The 20,088-nt window shown below is 62.2% G+C and carries 9 protein-coding genes; 3 read left to right on the plus strand and 6 right to left on the minus strand.

The window, feature by feature from the left end; translation table 11 throughout:
• Positions 1–23: 23 nt before the first annotated feature.
• The 5 genes from M5B98_RS03780 to M5B98_RS03800 all read right to left on the minus strand — a co-directional run bounded on the left by M5B98_RS03780 (position 24) and on the right by M5B98_RS03800 (position 5,556).
• Complete coding sequence (locus M5B98_RS03780) at positions 24–1,754, minus strand: fumarate reductase/succinate dehydrogenase flavoprotein subunit (protein ID WP_248741867.1); 1,731 nt, start codon at positions 1,752–1,754, stop codon at positions 24–26.
• A complete protein-coding gene (locus M5B98_RS03785; RefSeq protein ID WP_119429335.1) occupies positions 1,751–2,503 on the minus strand; it encodes a GntR family transcriptional regulator in 753 nt (250 codons plus the stop codon). Before M5B98_RS03785 ends, M5B98_RS03780 begins: the two co-directional genes overlap by 4 nt.
• A 95-nt stretch (positions 2,504–2,598) precedes the next feature.
• Positions 2,599–3,567, minus strand: coding sequence for a Gfo/Idh/MocA family protein (locus M5B98_RS03790; protein WP_248741868.1), 969 nt, complete (start codon positions 3,565–3,567; stop codon positions 2,599–2,601).
• 9 nt (positions 3,568–3,576) lie between these two features.
• Positions 3,577–4,464, minus strand: coding sequence for a Dyp-type peroxidase (locus tag M5B98_RS03795; protein WP_248741869.1), 888 nt, complete (start codon positions 4,462–4,464; stop codon positions 3,577–3,579).
• A gap of 57 nt (positions 4,465–4,521) precedes the next feature.
• Positions 4,522–5,556: an AraC family transcriptional regulator gene (locus tag M5B98_RS03800; protein WP_085710145.1), complete on the minus strand. Its 1,035-nt coding sequence runs from the start codon at positions 5,554–5,556 to the stop codon at positions 4,522–4,524.
• A gap of 211 nt (positions 5,557–5,767) precedes the next feature.
• On the opposite strand from M5B98_RS03800, the gene M5B98_RS03805 reads away from it, so the two are divergent.
• The 3 genes from M5B98_RS03805 (at position 5,768) to M5B98_RS03815 (ending at position 7,439) form a co-directional block, all read left to right on the plus strand.
• Positions 5,768–6,715, plus strand: coding sequence for a transporter (locus M5B98_RS03805; protein ID WP_248741870.1), 948 nt, complete (start codon positions 5,768–5,770; stop codon positions 6,713–6,715).
• A gap of 255 nt (positions 6,716–6,970) precedes the next feature.
• Positions 6,971–7,165 carry a stability determinant gene (locus M5B98_RS03810; protein ID WP_248741871.1) on the plus strand — a complete coding sequence of 65 codons (195 nt, stop codon included), beginning with the start codon at positions 6,971–6,973 and terminating at the stop codon, positions 7,163–7,165.
• 46 nt (positions 7,166–7,211) lie between these two features.
• Positions 7,212–7,439 carry a type II toxin-antitoxin system RelE/ParE family toxin gene (locus M5B98_RS03815; protein WP_248742168.1) on the plus strand — a complete coding sequence of 76 codons (228 nt, stop codon included), beginning with the start codon at positions 7,212–7,214 and terminating at the stop codon, positions 7,437–7,439.
• 50 nt (positions 7,440–7,489) lie between these two features.
• Here M5B98_RS03815 and M5B98_RS03820 read toward each other — a convergent pair whose 3' ends face one another.
• Entirely contained in the window at positions 7,490–19,990 is a 12,501-nt protein-coding gene (locus M5B98_RS03820) for a filamentous haemagglutinin family protein (protein ID WP_248741872.1), read from the minus strand.
• Positions 19,991–20,088 lie beyond the last annotated feature (98 nt).

Genomic DNA, 20,088 nt, shown 5'->3' on the forward strand with positions numbered 1-20,088 from the left:
TTCGGACTCTCTCTAGTGATGCCTCAAGCGGCGAAAGCGCCGACCCGCAAGCGGTCGTAGGCCTGCATTTCCTCGGCATCGAGGGGGATGATGTAAGGCTCGACGGCTTTTTTGAAACTGGTCATGCGTCCGTCTTCGCCCTTCTTCAGGTGGCAGTGGCAGAACCACTCGCGGTCGTCCCGTTGCGGGTGATCGACGCGGTAGTGGTACAGACCCCAACGGCTTTCGGCGCGGAACAGTGAGGCGCGCGCAGCCATTTCGGCGCAGTCGCGGATCACGCTGGTTTCCATCGCGCGCATCAGCTCATGCGCGTTGTTGGCCTTCATCTCGTTGAGATCGCGTTCGATGTCGCTGAAGCGTTGCAGGCCGATTTCCATCTTCTTCGTCACTTTCGGCGGTTGCAGGTAGTCGTTGACGAAGCGCCGCAGCTTGTACTCGACCTGGGCCGGCGGCAGGCCGTGTTCGCGGTCCAGCGGTGCGTAGACCCGGGTCTTTTCCTTGTCGATCTGCTCGGCATCCAGTGCGGAGAACTCGCGCCCGGCGACAAACTCCGCTGCGTTGTGACCCGCGAACCAGCCGTAGGTGAACGCGCCGAGCATGTAGTTGTGCGGCACGGCGGCCATATCGCCGGCCGAGTACAAACCTTTCACCGACGTTTCCGCCCGTTCGTTGACCCACACCCCGGACGCCGAATGGCCGCTGCAAAAGCCGATTTCCGAGATGTGCATCTCGACCATCTGCGTGCGGTAATCGGTGCCGCGATTGGCGTGGAACTGGCCACGGCTCGGGCGCTCGTTGCTGTGGAGGATTTCCTCGATGTTCTGGATGGTTTCCTCGGCCAGGTGATCGAGTTTGAGGAACACCGGGCCGTTGCCGCTTTCCAGTTCCTGGTGGAACTCCCACATCATCTGCCCGCTCCAGTAGTCGCACTCGATGAAGCGCTCGCCCTTGTTGTTGGCGGTGTAGCCACCGAGCGGGCCGGTGACGTAGGCGCAGGCCGGGCCGTTGTAATCCTTGATCAGCGGGTTGATCTGGAAGCACTCAAGGTTCGCCAGTTCGGCCCCGGCGTGATAGGCCATCGCATAGCCGTCACCGGCATTGGTCGGGTTTTCGTAGGTGCCCATCAGGTAACCCGAAGAAGGCAGACCGAGACGCCCGGCGGCGCCGCAGGCGAGGATCACTGCCTTGGCCTTGATTACGTGGAAGTCGGCGGTGCGGCAGTCGAAACCCATCACACCGTTGACGGTGCCCTCCGCGTCGGTCAGCAAACGGGTGCAGACGAGACGATTGGTAATGCTCACCCGCGCCCGCTTCAACTGGCGATACAGGACTTTCTTGATGTCGTGCCCTTCCGGCATCGGCAACACATAGGCGCCCATGTGGTGGACTTTCTTCACCGCGTAATCGCCGGTTTCGTCCTTCTCGAACTTCACGCCCCAGCGGTCGAGCTGCTCGATGGTTTCGAAACTGTGCGTCGCGTAGGCGTAGACCGCCGCCTGATTGACGATGCCGTCGTTGGCGATAGTGATTTCCTTGGTGTACTGCTCGGGCGTCGAGTGGCCGGGAATGATCGCGTTGTTCAGGCCGTCCATGCCCATGCTGATCGCGCCGCTGCGTTTGACGTTGGCCTTGTCGACCAGCAACACGCGCAGATCCTTATTCTTTTCCTTGGCCTTGATCGCGGCCATAGGGCCGGCGGTGCCGCCGCCGATCACGACGATGTCGTATTCCTGTTCGAGTGTCGTTCGACTCATGCCTGCTCCCCTTTTTGCCGGTCGATCCGCAGGCGGTACTGGAACGCATCGCCACGGTAGTAAAGGTGTTCGAAGTCCAGCGGCTGGCCGTTGGCGTCATGGGTCAGACGCTCGATGCGCATGATCGGCGAGCCGGCCTCGACGTTCAGCGCCTGGGTCAGGTCGCTGTCGGCCAGCACCGCGTCGATGGCCAGATCGGCGTGGCCGAGAGCGATGCCGCAGTCGTTTTCGAGGATCAGGAAGATGTCGCGGGTGACCAGATCGGCCTTCTCCAGCCGCTCGCCGACGGCTTTGGGCAGGTAGGTGATTTCCAGCGAGATCGGCTCGCGGTTGATCAGCCGTACGCGTTTGATCTGGGCGACGATTTCGCCTTCAGCAACCTGCAAACGCTCGGCGACCAGTTTGTCGGCGGCGATGAATTTGAAACTGCGCAGGCGGTTGATCACCTCGTAGCCACGACCGGTCATGGACTCGGCAAGGCCTTGCAGGGTGCTGACGTTTTGAAAGGTCTTGGGTTTGGCGACAAAGGTGCCTTTGCCGTGGATCTTGAAGATCAGGCCTTCTTTCTGCAGATCACCCAGGGCCTGGCGCACGGTGATGCGGCTGACCTTGAACAACGTGCCGAGCTCGCTTTCGGACGGCATCTGGCTGTCTTGCGGGTATTCGCCGTCGAGAATCCGGGCGCGCAGTACGTCGCGCAGTTGGGTGTGCAGCGGGACGCTGCCCAGGGAGAGAACGTTATCGGTCATCACGGGATCACTTGTTATAACGAGTTATGACGTGATCTTAGAGACGTGATGACAAGCTTGAGAAATACCGAATGAGCATAAGGTTAGATGCGCCTTCAGTGGCGCTTGAGGATCCGGTCCATGACCCAATCGGTCTTCAGGGCCTCTGCCCCGGTCGCCGGATGCTGTGACTCGCCGCGAATCTGCGCGTTCATGCCCAGCACGTGATGCCACTGGATGTGTTCGTGATGGGGGATTTCCAGGCTGATTTCTTCCTCGGCGTGCAGCTCGACCGGATGCTCGTCGAACACCGAAAAGCCAATCCGCCCTTGGCTGCCGATGATCTCGACCCGATCCTCGCGCCGGTCCGCAACGAAGCTCCAGCAGCCCATGCCGAGCGCGCCCGAGGCAAACCGCCAACTGGCGCTGACTGCATCTTCCGCCGCATACAACCCGGCCTGACGCGCGGTGAAACCGGCGACTTCGACGATATCGCCGAGCAGGTACTGGAACAGGTCAAAACCATGGCTGGCCAGATCCGCGAAATAGCCGCCACCGGCCACCGCCGGATCGGTGCGCCAGTTGGCGCTGCCGTCCAGATCCTTCGGCGACGGCGCCTTGGTCAGCGTCCAGCTCAGGTGTCGTACCTCGCCGATGCGCCCCTGCTCCAGCCATTGCCGAACCTGCTGGAAACGCGGCAGCGAACGGCGGTAATAGGAGACGAACAGGTGCAATCCGGCATCGGCAAACACCTGCTGCATCTCGCGGCTTTGCCCGGCGTTGAGCGACATGGGTTTTTCCACGCAGCAATGCTTGCCGGCGGCGGCGACTTTCAGGCTGTAGGCGTGGTGACTGTCGGGTGGCGTGGCGATGTACACCGCGTCCACCTCAGGGTCGTTGATCAGGGCATCGACATCGGTGTAAGTCCGGGCGATGCCGTGGCGCGCGGCGTAATCGGTCACGGCTTCGAGGCGTCGCCCCATCACCGCCACCAGCGCAGAACCGGGCGCCTTGTAGAAGGCCGGCCCGCTCTTGCGTTCGGCAACACTGCCGCAACCGATCATGCCCCAGCGCACCACGTTCATCGTCACGCCTTAGCCGATGCGCAGTGCGCGCAGGTCGAGGTGGCCGTCCTTGATCGGCGGGCACCAGTAGTAACCGCCGGTAATCGGCCGGCTGATGCGGTACAAACCGTCGGTGATGCCGTCTTCCAGACCGCTCATGCGGCGCAGTTGCGCTTCGAACGCGTCGAGGGAGAAACCGAAGGCCAGAAACATCAGGCCGGCGCGGTCGCCTTCGATCCACGGCATCGAACGGCGCACGACGAAGGCTTCCGGAGCGAAGCTTTCCTGGGCGGTGCGCTTGACGTGGGCGGACACCGGGGCGTCGTCGATCTCTTCGTTGTCGCTCAGGCGACGGCCCATGATGTTGTCCTTGTCTTCGGCGGACAGCGCATGGAAACCCTTGAGGTCGTGCTGCCATTGCTGGATCGCGGCAAAGCTGCCACCGATCAGACCGTCGGCGCCTTCACTTTGCAGTGCGGCGGCGATGGCGGCTTCGTCGTGCGGGTTTTCGGTGCCGTCTTCATAACCGGTCAGGTCATGGCCGTCCTTGTGGCGGAAGGCTTCCTGCATCTGCACCAGACGCAGCGCCGGGGCCAGTGCAGCCTCAAGCGCAGTGCTGCGGTTGAGCAGCTCGCCACGGTCGACGCCGTGCAGCCAGACCCACAGGGCGTGCTGGGTCGACGGGTTTTCCACGCCGACACCGGTCAGCGCCGGGAAGCTGCGCAGGCCGTCGATGTTCACATTCAGGGCCTTGGCCAGGGATTCACCGAAACCGACCACCGCCGATTTGCCGTCCACCAGGTTCAGCAGGTTGTCGATCGCCTGCGGCAGTGCTTCAACCGACTCGAGGGCGAAAAACAGGTGACGTGCTTGCGGCGGAACTGGGGTGGCGAGGATGCCCGGCTGGTAGTAACTCATGTGAACTCCTTGGGAAAGAGCGCGGAGTTTAACTGTAGCCGGAGGGTTTGTGGGGGATCAGATGACGCACTCGTTGCGCCACGCACTCGGGCTTTTGCCGGTCCAGCGCTTGAACGCCCGACGAAAACTGCGCACGTCGCTGTAGCCGACTTCTTCGGTAATCCGCTCAATCGGCATATCAGGATTAGCCAGCAAACTCATGGTGCGCGCCTGCCGCACCTGCTCCAGCAACGCCTCGAACGTCAACGAATGCTCAGTCAGCCGCCGGCGCAAGGTTCGGCTACTCATGTTCAGATCACCAGCAATCTTTTCAATATGGCTGCCCCGGCTCAGGTCCCGGGCAATGGCGCGCTCCACGGCCTGGATCAGATCGAGCTTCTGATGCACCTGCGCGGCTTCCAGCTCCAGCAGTTTGACTGCCTGACGCAACGCCAGCGAATGATGGTTGGGCAGGTTCACATCCAGCCATTGCACATCGATCAGCATGCGATTGTGCAGGCAACCGAAGCGCACGTCCGGCCCCAGCAGGCGCCGGTATTCATCGACGTAATCCGGCGCCGCGTGGACGAACTCCACCGCAATCGGCTTGAACGTCTCGCCCACCAGCGCCCGGCCGTAGACCAGCAGGCTGGCGTAAAACTCTTCGACGGCGAATATCTGCACCTCAGCGAACGGCAAGCGGCACTCCACGTCGACGTACACCTGCTCGCCCACCACATCCACGCTGATCACCACGATCCCGCCGGACGTGTGCTGATGGCGAATCCCCAGCTCGAACGCATCGCGCAGGTTCTTGCACAGCGATAGCACATGCCCGAGCAAACCCAGGGTGCCGAGCACGTTCTGCGCGCCGACCCACAGCCCCAGCCCCTGATTGGGCAAGGCCTTGAGCGCCCGCTGGATCATGGCCACGGCCTGGCGATAGGAAATCCGCTGCGAAGGATCCTGCAGATCCTCGACGTCAAAACCCAGGCCACGGCACAGGCTTTGCGGCTCTATGCCCTTGTTGGCGGCAACTTCTGCCAGGGTCTGCAGCAGAAATGGCGACACCAGCGCCAGATCGAAGGTGGGGTCTTGGAGTTTTGCGTTCATGGGGGCTGACATTCCGGATCACGCTGAATTGTTATTTTTGTTACCGGTTATGTCGAAGGAAGTTAGCACAGGGTTGACGAAGTGTCCGCAGAAGCCCCCTTCCGTGTCCGCCAATACCCTGCCCCGTTGTACGCCAAGGGCTTATTTCTATAGTGGCCGGGCGTCCTGCGTGCCGGCGTTGCGCCCAAACACAATAATAATGAGGACGGACATGAACCCGAACCGCGCGACTTTCCCTGTGCGACTGGCATTGAGCCTGCTTGGCTGCACCGTGACCCTGTCAGCCCTGGCTACCGAGGCCGGCGTCGACAACATCGGTACCGGCACCGACGGTTTTTTCGTGCTGCCGCTGGACGTCGACAACCTCCCCGAAAACATGGTTGCCTTCAATCTCTACTACAACCACTACAAGGCGACGAAGCTCAACATCAGCTCGTTCGGCGGCAAAGTGCCGAATGTCGATATCGAATCCACCGCCGTGATCCCGCGTCTCGACTACCTGAGCCCGGTGCGGGTGTTCGGCGGACGCCTGGCAGGCTACATCGCGCAGCCATGGCTGAAACAGGAAGTCTCGGTGTTCGGCCAGAGCGATACCCGCGAAAGCATGGGCGATACCACCTTCGCGCCGATCATCCTGTGGGACATGGGCAAGAACCTGACCCTCGGCGCCGCCGTGGAAATCACCGTGCCCACTGGCGAATACAGCGTCGATCGGCTGGCCAACACCAGCAACAATTTCTACACCTACAAGCCGCTGTTCTCCTTCACCTGGCTGCCGACGGACAACACCGAAGTCTCGATGAAGACCACCTACAGCTTCAACGAGAAGAACAAGGACACCGACTACAAGTCCGGGCAGATCTTCCACTTCGATTACTCGGCCAGCTACAAGATCACCGACGACCTGATGCTCGGCGTCAATGGCTATTACCTCAAGCAGACCACCGACGACAAACAGTTCGGCCACACCGTGCAGTTCGCCGGCCAGGACGTTGATGACGGCGTGCGCGGCCAGGTGTTCGCCATCGGCCCGGCGCTGCACTTCACCTTCCTCAAGTACGCCAGCGCGGAAATCCGCTGGGCCAGGGAGTTCGACGTGGAGAACCGGCCGGAGGGGGATATGTTGTGGGCGAAGGTGAGTATTCCCTATGCGTTCTGAGTGCATTTGTAGGAAAGCACGCCTGAATTTGTAGCCGGAAAACCTGAAAAACGCTGGGGTGGAATAGGCCTACAACGGCGGTCGAGATTGCCGGACAACGGTGGGAAACGTCCGGCAGATTTCAATGGGGGTACTTGCAGATACTGGGTCCCGCTACCTCATGGTTCTTCAAGGGCTCATGGGGTGCATCGTCTGCCAGTGACGACAATGGGCCCATCCCCCCTTAGACTGCTGAAATTGATCACGGAGATCACTATGAGCATTTTGCATTCCCCGTTTTACTCTGACTTCGACTCCGAAGAAGAGGCAGAGAGCTACGATCGCTGGTTTCGTGCCAAGGTGCAGGCTGTACTGGATGATCCTCGCCCGGGTATTCCCCATGAGGAAGCCATGGTGCGGCTCGACCAACTATTAGAAGAGAGACGCAAGAATCGACGCTCTGCCGCTTGAATGGAGCGATCAAGCTCTGGACGATCTGGCTGACATTATCGATTACATTGAACAATACAACTCAAACGCTTCAACGGCTCTGCAGCACAAGGTTGGTGCAGCAACGCAAAGGCTTTCATCAATTCCTTATGGTTACCGGTCCGGTCGAGCGCCAGGCACTCGGGAAATGGTGGTCAATCCAAACTATCTGCTGGTCTATCGAGTGAACGGGCACATCAAAATACTGACGTTAGTCCACACCCGGCGACAATACCCACGAACCTCATCAACCTAAAAAAAAGGGCGGCCAAAAGGCCGCCCGAAGCGTACTACACGAGAGTCCTTTTACAACGTCAGCTGTCCCCGCTCCTCCTCGGTCAGCTGCTGTTTCGCCTGTTCATCCAGCACCCCGGCGCCGAGTACCTGCACCGGGCTATTGGGGTTGTAGCCCGGCGTCGGTGCACGGCTGGCGCCGTCGCGGGTCGGGGCCAGTTGTTCGTTGCCGAAACTCAGCACCTGCACGGTGAACACCGAGGCCTGGTTCTGGCGCGACGCGGCTTGTTGCTGACGGGCGACGTCTTCCGCTGCCTGGGTCGCCGAAGACGCGGCGGAGCTGGCCGAGGTGATCGCCCCGGTGTTGACCGCCGAGACCACCGGCACACCGGTCGCCTTGCCCTGCACCGAAATGTTGGCGGCGTTGACCACGGTCAGCGCGGCGATGTTGACGTTGCCCGAGACGCGAATCCCCGCCTCGCCCGCATCGATAGTGCCCAGCGGCGCGATCAGGTCGATGTCCCCCGGCGCCACTTCGGCAATCGGGTTGAGCGTGGCGATACCCGCGCCAGTGCTCGGCACCGATGGCGACAGGGTCACGTTGCCCCAGGTGTCGTACACGCGTTTCGGCGGGGTGTAGACCACGGTGGTTTTCGAACCGCGGCCGGCGTTGATGTCGCCCTTGGCGGACCAGCCGAGAATCGAGCCACCAAACGTCGTCATGATCCGGCTCTGCCCCAGCAGAATGCTGCCCTCGGAGTAGAGCTGAATATTGCCCGAGCCCTGGGTGATGATCCCCGCCGTGGAGGGCGGTGCCGCGCCTTCGATGCCGAATACCTGGCCACCGCCCGGCGTGAGCATCTGGATGTCGCCGCCGAACAGGGTTTTCACCCCTGCTCCGCCGTACATCGTGATATCGCCGTCATAACGGACCGGATTGCCGGCCACATCGGTGGTCGGGAACAACGAAGCGATGGCATTGCGACCGCGCAGGTAACTGCCTTTGCGTGGGCCGCCAACCTGGTTGTACTCCAGGCCACCGGCACGCAGTTCGGCGAAGTACACCTGACGGGCGAAGATCGCCTGCTCGGCGCTTGGCAGCGCAGCGAAGAAGGCTTGCGCCTGTTCGGCGTTGCCGCTGAAGCCATAGCCGAGGGTCAGCCAGCTCTGCAATTCGTCGAGGTAAGTCTTGACCACTTTGCCCGGTTGACCGTTGAGGGAAGTGTTCGGATCGGCCAGATTCTGCGGGTTGAGATAACGCGTAATGAACCGCGAATAGTCCGGCCCCTGCGCACCTGCACCGGCCTGCAACACAATGCTTGCCCCCGGCCGGCTGTCCCCCGCCATGATCGGTCCAAGGCTGGTAATGGCAGCCTGGTTCTCCATCAAAATGTTGCGCCCTGCATTGATATCGAGCAGGCCCGGGCCGGCGATATCGAAGCTGCTGTAGAGAATGTCGCGCCCGGCAGATACCCGCGAGACATCCCGCGAGTCGTTGTGAATGAACAGGTTGCCAGTGGAACTGATACTTTGCCGGGATCCGCCCAACGCCTCATTCGGTGCCGTCGCTGGCTGCCCCAGGAACGTGCCGGAGGCGACGATATCGCGACCGGCCATCATCCACACCGGCCCCGCCGCTTCATACCAGGTGCGACCCGATGGGGAAAAGCTCAGCGTCTCGCCGCTGCGAATGCCGACCAGATCGCCAGCCAAGGCATAGAACCGCGCCGGTCCCTGTACATCGCTCAACCCGGAGAAGGTGTCGGCGCCAAAGGCAAACAGCGGATAACGCAGGTTTCTGCTCGGGGTCACACCATCGGGGCTGTAGTTGCTGACCAACGGCGCGTTCGCATTGCTGTTTCCGTATCCCGAGAACGACGGCGCGAAGGGGGTCGCGATGACTCCCGGACTCGCACCTGACTGATTGATCGCATAGCCGCCGGCGTAGATGGAATCACCGGCCAGCAACGACAGTTGTCCGTTTGTCGAAGGCGCCAGCAACAGCGAGTAGCCCACCGTCGGAAACAGATTGCTCGATGCACCGTACGCGGCCGACGGTCCCGCATAAATGGAGCCCTGGCCTGCGACGGCGCGCAGAATCGAGGGGTATACATAGCGGCCATCGGTCGGGGAGCTGTTCATTCCCTCCACGGGTTGCGACGACGTCGAGATGATTTCAGCGATCTGCGTGCTGGGCGTGAGATTGCCACCGGCGGAAAACAGATCAATGGCCGTGTGCCCGGTCCACAACGAAAATCCGCTCAGCCCGCCACCTGCATGGGCCACGCCACTGTCAGTGGTGAACGGCGTGGAGTTCTGCAGCCTTACCCGACCCGGATCCGCGGCGCCACCAATCACCAGGTCACCGCGTGTGCTGATGCGCATCCCCGAATCACCCGGAATCAATACCACGCCACCGCCGGCCGTTCCGGTGCTGGCGCTGAACAAATCGTAGGTTCGGGTTTCCCGGGCGTCCTGCTGGAATTTCTGGACGCCATATTGCAGGTTGATTGCACCCGCAGCAGCGCCGCTCAGCTGTGCTGCCCCCCGCAGATTGATCAGGGCGCCTTGAAGGTCGTGTCGCGGCGGTGTCGTGCCGTTTTGTCCCGATCTCGCCTGCAATGACGGATTGAGCATGCCGCCAAGACGAATGTCCATGTCGCCACCGCCGGTCAATTGCAGGCTGCCGTCAGCTCCAACCCGGCCGGTGCTGCCCACTGCCACGATCAATCCCTGACTGCGGGGGTTCAGCGTCTGATCGCCGATGGGCCTGAGCATGCCTGCATCCGCGCCAGCCCGCAGGCTGATATTGCCGCCGCCCAACGTGCCGAAGCCGGTGAAGCCGACCAGGTACGACCCGGTGTCGGTGCTCTGGTCCGGCAAGGGCTGCGTGGCGTAGCTGCCGAAGTTGATCCACCACGCCGTGGGCAGATCCGCCTTTCCATCGCCCTGACGCCAGAGCCAGTTGCCCACGGCAACACTGGGTACCTGCTCACGCAGTGGCGCGTTCGGAGCGTATGTGCGCCGCCCGAGTGTGTCCCCCGACACCGAACCGCCGGCACCGATCGTCAGGTTGCCACCCATCTGCGGATACCAGGCCTGATACAGACTTTCTGAACCGCCATTGACCCATTTTTCGTAAGCGCTGCCGGCACTGCCCAGTACCGAACCATCGTCAGACAACCGGCCACGGGGCTGGTTGAAACGTGGATCGACATCGCTCGATTGAGTGCCCGCCGTATAAACGCCGAACGGTGAGTCCATGCTCAGATTGCCCGCCGCCATCAAGTCCAGATCGCCTGTACCGGTGCGCAGCACGCTGAACATCTGCGAGTGGGTACTGGTGGTTATCCCGCCCTTGTTGGCCAGGCAGTTCCCCGGATCGATGTCACACCAGAACAGATCGTCATCGCTGACCGGGCTACCGGCAGGCATGCCCATCATGTTGCCGTCCGCCCACAAGAACTTGGCCGGAGGGATACAGACCCCGGGAATCAAATCGCACCAGAAACTGTCCTCTTCGCTGACGACGCTACCCGCCGGATACCCCAGCGGGTTGTCCGCCGACCAGGTGCTGTCGAGTTTTTTCTCGGTGACGATCATCCCGTAGTGAGTGTCCGCCAGGCGCAAGTCACCGGCACTGTTGACCGGTTTCACCACACGATTGTCAGCGGCTTCGAGGTCGGCACCCGCAACCATACGCATCGACCACGATGCACTGCCCGACGGCAACATGCTCGCCACCGCCCAGTTAGCGCCCTGGCGTGTTCCATTCAACGAACGAAGTTCGATAAAGGGTGTGTCGGCGGCCAACACTACATCGGTCATGGACGGAATCAGGGAACCGCGCAACAGCGCCAGTGACCCACTCAACTTCACCCCCACCGAACGCTTTTGGTCATCCAGAACACTCGGTAGCGGCACGCCTTTGGGCCAGAGCATGGCCTGCATCCCGGTGGCCTGACCGAGTCGGGTCCCGGCGCCCAGACGGCTGCCGGCCGGCAATGTCACATTGTCGTTGAGCAGCGTTCCGGCGCCATACAGCAGGTTGCCGAAGGCATCGTGTACGGCTGCGCTCAACACCGTGCCGGCCAGCAGCGTGTAAGGGGCGGCAAGCACGCCTTCGATGGGCAACAGCGTACCGCTGGCCAGGACGGCGGCCTGGATCGGCAAGTCATAGTTGAGCTTGACGCCCGCGGGGAACAGCGTGCCTTCGGCCAGCGTCACGCCCGCCCCCGGCACAATCAGATCGCCGCCAAACGGCTGGACGCCAGGCAACAGTTTCCAGCCCGCATCGTCCACGGTTTCCGGTGGTGGCGCGAAACCGTCGTTGATGCTGCCGTAGATGTCCAGGTTGCCCCCGGCTCGTATCACCAGGCTTCCCGCCTCGCCAGAACCGTAGACCGAGGTCTTGCGGGTGTTTGGATTGAGACTGGCGTAACGATAGCCGGACAAGTCCAGATCGCCCTGTACCACCAGATCGCCGTCGGTGGTTTTACTGGCAATCTCTACGCCTGGCCGCAAATGGAAGGCTTCGGCGTAACCGGCGTTGTTCAACCCCGCCAGTTTGCGCTGCAGCAGATCACTGTTGCCCAAGGCCGCGTTGATGAACAGGTCGCTGTCACCGTGGATACGGTTCAGGTACGCCTGGTCGATGATTTGATAAGGCCGGCCGCTGGCCACCGGATCCACCCCGTCGGCGGCATCGGTATAGCGACGCACAGCGTTAAGCCCAATGGACCGCGCGCCCTGAATGGTCAACGCGCCACGGGCGTCGATGGCGATGTCATTGGCGCCCAGTCGCGGTGCATTCAACTCCAGCGTGCCACGCGGGCGACCGTCATTCTGCCCCGCCAGTGTGCCGACTGCCGCATCCGTGCCATGACGCAGGTCTATCCGCGCACCGGAAGCGAGGGTCAGAAGGCCGTCGCCGGAACTGAGTTCGACCATGGCCCGGTTGGGCGCGTCGATGATCTTGCCGTAACTGTCGACTCGCAATACCCGGCCGTGAGCATCCAGCACCGCACTGCCCGCCACGCTCAGACCATGGGCGGCCGACAGCCGAATACTGCCCACCCGCTCGCCGCTGGCATCGACCAGGCCGTTTACCGTCAGACTGCCGTTATCCACCGAAACCGTAACCTCACCCGCCTTGAGGCCATCGCCGATCACCAGATCGCCCTGTTTGAGCTGGAAGCTGCGACTGCCGAAAACCTGCCCTGCGTTCAGCCGTTGGTTGAGCGCGGCAAATTGCTCATTCAACGCCCCACCCAGGTGTTGCGCGCGAATGTCCACGCCAGCGGATTTGTACGGTACCCACGTGCCGCCCGCATCGTAATGCCCAGTGCTGCTGCCACGGATCTCGCCTTGCAGATCGACCTCGCCAGCCGTATCCGAGAGTGCCACGACGCTGAGATTGCCGGCCTGATTGTTCTGCGCCGACAGGTCGATACGCGATCCGGCCGCCTGACGAATACTGCCCTCGCGGCTGTACAACGCCACATCGCCGCCCCAGCTGTACTGGTTGATATCGTTGAATGGCAGGGTTCGGCCCGCCACATCGAGGATGGCCCCGCTCGTCAGGGTCAGATCGCCCTCGGCCTTGACCTGCAATTTACCGCTGGCCAGGGCAATCCGGCCGTCGAGTACCACATTACGTCCCTCCAGAGTCAGTTCGGCACCCAGTGCATCGGCGAGCCCCGTCCCGGCCTGCCCACTCAGCACCAGACTGCCGCCGGCCTTGAGCGCACTCACCGAGCCCGCCTCTCCGGTCAGCAAAGGTGTGCGCAGGTTCAGGTTGCCGCCGCTGTAGAGGTAACCCTTGATCGGATCGTAAGTCCCCTGCGTCTCGTAAACCGCGAGACTGCCCTTGTGGTTGGCGGTGATGCGATCACTGGCGTTGAGGTTGACGTTGGCAAAGCCCAGTGCAAGGCGAGCGTTCTGATCCAGACCGTTCGGTTGGGAATAGGGGCCGTAGCCAAAATCGATGCGCTGAGCCTCTATGTTCAGCGTGCCATGTCCGGTGCCCGCACCACCGCTGACCACAGCCCCGGGCGCCTGAGTGGCACCGTTCCAGATAAGGTTGGCCGTGCGGATAGTGGCCACGTCGCCGGTATCGCCCAGACCGTAGAGGGCCGGGGTCGCGATGATCAGATTCTGTAACTTGCTACGCCCGGACTGAGGATCCAGGGTGTCCAGCGCGACGGTACCGTAGAAGTTGAACGCGTCGCGGGAGGTCAGGCTGAGCGTTTCCAGGGCTGGTGCACCGAACTGCGTATCGCCGCGAAGCAACCGGTCCAGCACGCTCTGGTTGAGTGTCAGACCGGCAGGCAAGCGACCGACAGCCGCCAGTGTCTCGGCAGTACCGATGTTGACCGCTCCGACAGCCAAGGCCAGATGACGAGTGCCGAAACGCACCGCCTCGGCCAGCTCGAACTGATTGTTGGTGGCCGCCGTGATGCTGCCATTGGAATAGAGCATTGCCGGATTGGCGCACGCCTGGTGATCACAGGTTCCGATGCGGATGCTGCCTGACGCTGCGCTGTCGCTGACCTCTGGTGCCAGGACATTCGTCCAGCCGTTGGACACCACCAGCAGACTGGCGGCGCCGGGCTGATAGACGAAACCGCTCGCGGAATCGTACGGCACTTCGCCGCGTCCCAGAGAATTGATGCCGGCACCGGCCTCAACCGTGATGGCTCCGTCCTTCTTGTTGGTCCAGAGCAGGACCTCGGGCGCGGAAAGCAGCGCGCCTTCACGCAAAGTGATGTTGTAGGTGCTGCCGATGAAGCTGACGATATTGCCGGCCGTGCCGTAATACACCGTCGGGCTCGCGCCGATCGCCAGACGAGAAGCGCCCAGCCGGTTGAGTGTATCGGCCTTCAGCGAGACGCCGGCAAAGCCTTCCGTGGCTGACTGTCCGGTACCGAGAATCTCAAAGTTGGCACCACTGCCGCCACGTATCACAGCCGTCCCGGCCACACCTCCCTTGGCGGCTGCGAAGGCGATCCGGCCGTTGAAGTCCAGCGCGGTATCTTGCTTGCCCCCCGCGAGGAAAAACAGGTTGAGTGCTTTGGCGTCCATGGGCGCCAAAGCACGCGGCACACCTCGGCGCGTCGCATCGCTGACGATGAACTGCTCCAGTGTGGTTTCGTTGTATTGCGAGTAACGACGCAACACATCCGCCGATGTCACGATGACCTGACTGGCGAGATTTTCCCGCACGCCGGTATTGGCAATCGACATCCGCGCACTGCTTGTCCACGAGCCGTTGCGCATTGCCACCGCGCCGTTGGTGGCACCCGGCACCGCCTGGCCGTTCACTTCGACCCGGAATGCGCCCGGCAGCAATGCGAAGGTGGAAGGCAACAACGTATAGGTGCCCGCCGCCAGCCCTGGCACACCGTTGCCCAGGGTGATCTGCTGACCGATGCGCGGATCGACCGCTCCCGCTTCCCCCAGTATCGGCGCGTATCCACTCTGATCCCCCGGGACAATGGCGTACACCGGATTGCTGGCCAGCCCCGGCAGATTGAACGTTCCATCGCTGGCATTACGTACCAGCGGATTGAACCGTGCATCGGTGGAGCCACCGCGACCGGAGACAAACCCGGCGCCGCGCAAATCGCCACCGCCCGACAGGTCGATCAGCGCGCCGGACTGCACATCTACATACTGTGAACGCAGGGTCACACCGGCGCTGTCGCCGCTGATACCTTTCAATGCGACCGCCGCGCCGTTGTAAAGGTATTCGATACTGTCGGTGGTGCCTCCATAAGGCATCACCAGACCGGCCGCACTGACCGACGTCGTACTGCCCGGCAGCAAGCGTAATTCCTTGGTTTTGGTCAGCAGATCGTCACCCAGGCTGATGACGCCCAGAGGTGCCCGCAGCACACCACCCTGCTCGATCCGGCTGGCGTTCATCGCCAGCGTGCCAAACACCGAGTATGGCAGCGCTGTCGGCGCCGCCCCTTGACCGGAGATGCGCAATGTCCGATCGGTATCGACGAGAAAACGCTGGCTCTGATAGCCGACCCGGACTTCGGCCGAGACTCCGCTCGCAGGGTAGATCTGCGCGGCGCGCAAATTCAGGTCTCCCGGTGTCCACAACTCTGACTTCGCCTGACCACTGGTAGGCGCGAGAAACCGCACGTCCCCGGTGCTGGTCAGCGATACCTGATCAAAGCCGCGACGGCTGACTTCAACCGGGGCTGCGTTGTTCTGCAGGATGGAATCTTGCGTGCCGAACGACAGACTGTTGGCAATATCCAGCACGTTGGCATTCACATTGAACTGCGCCGCCGAAACCCTTGCAGTCGGACTGTTCAGGACCCGAGGACGAAGGGTGCCAACCACGCCGTAATAAGTCCCCACACCGGACAACCGCACAGAGGGCGCCGACAGATTGATCCGCGCCGAATCGCTGGAAGTCTGCGCCAGGGACAAGGCCCCGGCGTAGAGATTCAGACTCTGGTTCATGTGCAGGCCGACGTCGCCGTCAAACGACAGGAGGCCGTTGCTGAACAGGCTCAGATTGTCGAATCCGCCCGACATCAACGTATCGGCGCTCAGTCGGGCATGGCCGTAGCGAAGATTGTTCGTCGCTTCACCGGGCTTGAGGCCCACGGGTAACAGAGCATCGTCCGGCCCCTGGCCAATGACGATTTCCCGCGCTCGCAAAACTTCGGCCGCTGCCTTCTGCGTAGCATACAGCGGCGTTTCCAGAGCCACTTCCAACCGTCCGCCGGCAGCACCGCTGCCACCTGAAGCAGCGCGCAGTTCACCATTGATCCACAGGCCGTTATACGAGCTCAGGCTGATTCGTCCGCCATCCGAAGCAATGTGGGTCGGGCCCTGCCCGTTGATGTCCAGCACAGCCTGTGCCCCGGAGGCGTCCAGACGTGCGCCTTCGCGCACAATCAGAAATGCATCGGCCGCCGTCGCCGTCGCACGCTTGGGATCGATTTCGCCGCCGATGATTATGCTGCCGCCCTTGTCGACCTGACCGTAGACCCGACCCAACGCATCGACAGCCGTGTGAGCACGTCCCGCGACATCGAGCAACGCTTGCTCGCCGATCCAGATTGACCGGTTGTGCGCAGTGCCGTCGGCCAGTTCCTGTGAAGTGGCAACGTCCATCGAACCGAATTGTTGCTGACGAATATCCAGCGTACCGCCCCAGGCCTGCAGCTCGCCTTCCAGGGTGATCTGCCCGGTCCCGCGCAGATTGATCCGTTGTCCGGGATCGACTGTGATGCGCGATCCGCGCCCCAGCGTCAGGGTGCTGGCGGTGTCGAACCGATTGAGCTCACTCGAGCCGGCTTGCAACGCCAGGCTCGCACCGGCGCGCTGCGTCAGCACGCCCTTGAGCGGGTTTTCCTGGTACAGCGTGGGGGTCCACAGTTCCATCGCCTGGTTCGGGTCAACCCCGCTGACCGGATTGAGCGTTGTATCCGCAAAACGGTAGACCGGCATCGTGACATCAATCTGCGTGCCCGCTGTCACGTCCAGACCGTTCAGGCCGGTGACCCGGTAGGCAGAGAAACCGTTGTCGAACAACTCGGGCGTCAGCTGCAAGGTATGTTCTGGCAACGCGTCCGCGGACGCACCGATCCGCACTCGGTTGGCCTGAATGGCCAGCGTACCTCCACCCGTCACGCCATGGCCGAGAATGTCGCCGGCCAGCGTCAGATGCGAATCGCCAGGCGCAGAAATCGCGCTGGACTCAAGACTCACGTCGCCGCCCTTGCCACCCCGGGACTTGCCATTGGCCAGAATCGCCCCACCGGACGACACATCGATCAGACTGCCCGTCGCGACGTCGATATCGCCACTGCTGCGGATCGAGACTCGACCACCGTTCAGGTACCCGAGACTTGCCACGTCGTCCTGATCAGTACGCAGATTGCTCCACAGGCCACGGGTGTCGAGTCGTACATCCCTGGCGATCGCTACCTGAGCCCGATTGCCCGTCGGCGCCGCGATCAGCGTGTCGTCAAGGATGGTGCTGCGCACCTGGTTCAACACGTTGCCCAGGTTCAGACTGCCACCGCGAGCCGTAAGATCGGCCGCAACGCGGACATCCGGTGCGTACAGCGTGATGTCACCACCGGCGTCTACCCTGAGTGCGTCGTTGACTTCAATCCGCTCAAGCGCCGAAATCTTCAACGCGCCGAGATCAAAGCCATTGAGCCGGGCGGCGTCGAGAAACAACTTGCCCTGACGGTCTTGCGCGACCGCGTTGTTCAGATCCCCGGTAAACTCCTCGTCCCGCCGCTCGCCGCCGATCAGAACCTGATCCATCAGCGGATTGAGGGTGTAGCGCAATCCGCCGGACGCCGCCTGATAGGTCGGCAGATAACTGCCGACGATCAACTGCGCGCGCCGTGCCAGCGCAGTCTGGCTCTGCTCATAACCGTCGATCACCGCACGCGGAGCCTGAGTCTGTCGCTCACCCTGAAAAACGTCACCCTGCAGTTGCCCGTCAAGCAGCGCGTTTCGAGTGCTGACCACCAACTGCCCGGCATCGCGACCAACGGTGTAACCCGACTCTTTACGACTGGAAGGTGCAATCAGCGGGTTGTAGAACGTGCGGGTCTGGCCCCACCGCTCACTGTGATCCTCGTAGCCCTTGTACAAACCGGTGTAGAGCAGATCCCCCGGCGCGCGCGAGACTTCATACAAGCGACCGTCTGTGCCGCGCAGCCAGCTCTGACGAATCTCGCCGCTTTGCACATCGAGGGTACCGCCGGACAGATTGATCAGAGATCCTTTCTGAGTGACCACGTCGTTGCCGGCAAAACTCACCGTGCCGCCCTGCGCCATCCACTCGCCGATGCCATGCCCCTGGGTGCCCAGATAACCGCCGACTTCCAGCAAGCCACCCGCCGTGTACCAACGGTCCGTCGCATAGCCATTGGTGCCGGCCGGCACGTAGACCAGTTCACGCACATCGACCCAGACATCATTACTGTTGAGCGCGCCTTTCTCGCGGTTGACCGAGGCATCGCGCTGCTCGTTACCCTGCACGTTGATCTTGATGTTGTTCGATTCCATCGCCACCTTGACGCCGACAGCGCCGGAAACGTCGATCACGGCGCCTTCACGAACCAGGCTGCGGCGCTGCGCGGCAACAGCGACCTGCCCTCCGGTGGCCAGGGTAATCGAACCGTTCTGGAAGTCGACACTGCCGCCGCTCTGGAGATCGATGCGCGACTGATCGCCGCGAATCCTGTTGTTGAGGTTGACTCCGCTCAGGGCCGCCTGATGCTGACTGTCCAGCGCCGTCAGGTCGCTGCTGTCGAGCATGACAGCCGTCACACTGCCGGGTGCCAGGGTCACGCTGCCGCTTGTGTCACTCGCCGGATTGAGCAAGTGGAGGGTGCCGCGAGTGGCGACCGAAGTGCTACTCAGCAATACGCCAGCCTGTTCCACCTCATGCCCGGTCAGGGTGATGTCGCCTGTGGCGGCCTGAATCAGACCGCTGTTGCTGACCCGGCCGGCACTCGCGCCCGACTTGAAGCCTGGCGTGACTTCGTTACCGAAGGTGGTCGATAACGTGTTGCCCTCCGTGCCTGAGCCTTTGCGGATGTAGAAACGATCACCGGCACCCAGTACGGTCTGGCCTTTGACGGTGTTGATGGTGCCGTCATTGACGACGTCTTTGCCGAGCAACAGCGTATAGCCCCCGGCGTCGGTCGACACGGCGGGCTTGTGGGTTTCAATCACCGCACCGCGCTCCACCAGCACCTTACCGGCGGCATCGGTGAACGTCGGCTGGCTGCCGTTGCTGTCGAAATACAGACCGCGGTCACGGAACTGAATGTCGGTGATATTGGCGGCGGCAGCCACCAGGTTGCGCACGTTGACCTGACTGCTGCCACTGAACACGATGCCGTTGCGGTTGATCAGCATCACTGTGCCGTCACCCTTGATCTGGCCCTGGATCTGACTGGCGCGCGCATTTGGATCGTTCACCCGGTTGAGCACGGCCCAATTCGACTGCTGGGCAAATTCGACGGTGGTATTTCGCCCGACGTTGAAGGTCTCCCAGTTGAGGATGGCCTTGTCGGCCGTCTGCTCGATCTTCACATTGGTCTTGCCGTCGACTTGCGTCTGCTGCGGGCCTTTGGCGTTCAGCCAGCCCTGAGACAGGCTGTTGTCGACCTTGAGGCCGCCCTCGCCGAGTCCGTCCGGCACCACTTGCACAGAACCCAACGCCGCTGCACGCCCGGCAGCCTGCGCAGCCTGTTGCGCAGCAATCGCCGCGACCGTGTTGTTCAACGTCTGCAGCGAACGCTGCAACTGTTGATTGGCCCGTTGTTGCTGAGCCAGCGGCGGGGTCATGCCCGGCAGACCACCGCTACTCGGGCGCGCTGCCGCCGCTTGTTGTGCAGCGCCCTTGGCGGCGAACCAGCTCGAACTGAACGCCGTTTGCGCCTGCGCACCGCCCGCCACCAGACACAGCGCCACGGCCTGTGCCAGCGGCTTGAGCAGCCACAGTGCCGGCTCCACGGCATCACGCGGGGAGGACTGAACTTGGGTACGGCGACGGGATGGGCGAGCGAGCATCACTACGAGATCCTTTTGATTGCCGCAGGTTGGCGAGAACCTGCTGTTACGACATAGGCAGTTGGCGAGGGACGCGACCGAACTCATGTCACACAAAC

The organism is Pseudomonas sp. MWU12-3088, assembly GCF_023242405.1.
Taxonomy (GTDB): domain Bacteria; phylum Pseudomonadota; class Gammaproteobacteria; order Pseudomonadales; family Pseudomonadaceae; genus Aquipseudomonas; species Aquipseudomonas kribbensis.

Coding starts and splice junctions, on each gene's coding strand:
- M5B98_RS03785 (WP_119429335.1), bottom strand. CDS start 2,503: ATGACCGATAACGTTCTCTCCCTGGGCAGCGTCCCGCTGCACACCCAA.
- M5B98_RS03795 (WP_248741869.1), bottom strand. CDS start 4,464: ATGAGTTACTACCAGCCGGGCATCCTCGCCACCCCAGTTCCGCCGCAA.
- M5B98_RS03790 (WP_248741868.1), bottom strand. CDS start 3,567: ATGAACGTGGTGCGCTGGGGCATGATCGGTTGCGGCAGTGTTGCCGAA.
- M5B98_RS03800 (WP_085710145.1), bottom strand. CDS start 5,556: ATGAACGCAAAACTCCAAGACCCCACCTTCGATCTGGCGCTGGTGTCG.
- M5B98_RS03810 (WP_248741871.1), top strand. CDS start 6,971: ATGAGCATTTTGCATTCCCCGTTTTACTCTGACTTCGACTCCGAAGAA.
- M5B98_RS03820 (WP_248741872.1), bottom strand. CDS start 19,990: ATGCTCGCTCGCCCATCCCGTCGCCGTACCCAAGTTCAGTCCTCCCCG.
- M5B98_RS03805 (WP_248741870.1), top strand. CDS start 5,768: ATGAACCCGAACCGCGCGACTTTCCCTGTGCGACTGGCATTGAGCCTG.
- M5B98_RS03780 (WP_248741867.1), bottom strand. CDS start 1,754: ATGAGTCGAACGACACTCGAACAGGAATACGACATCGTCGTGATCGGC.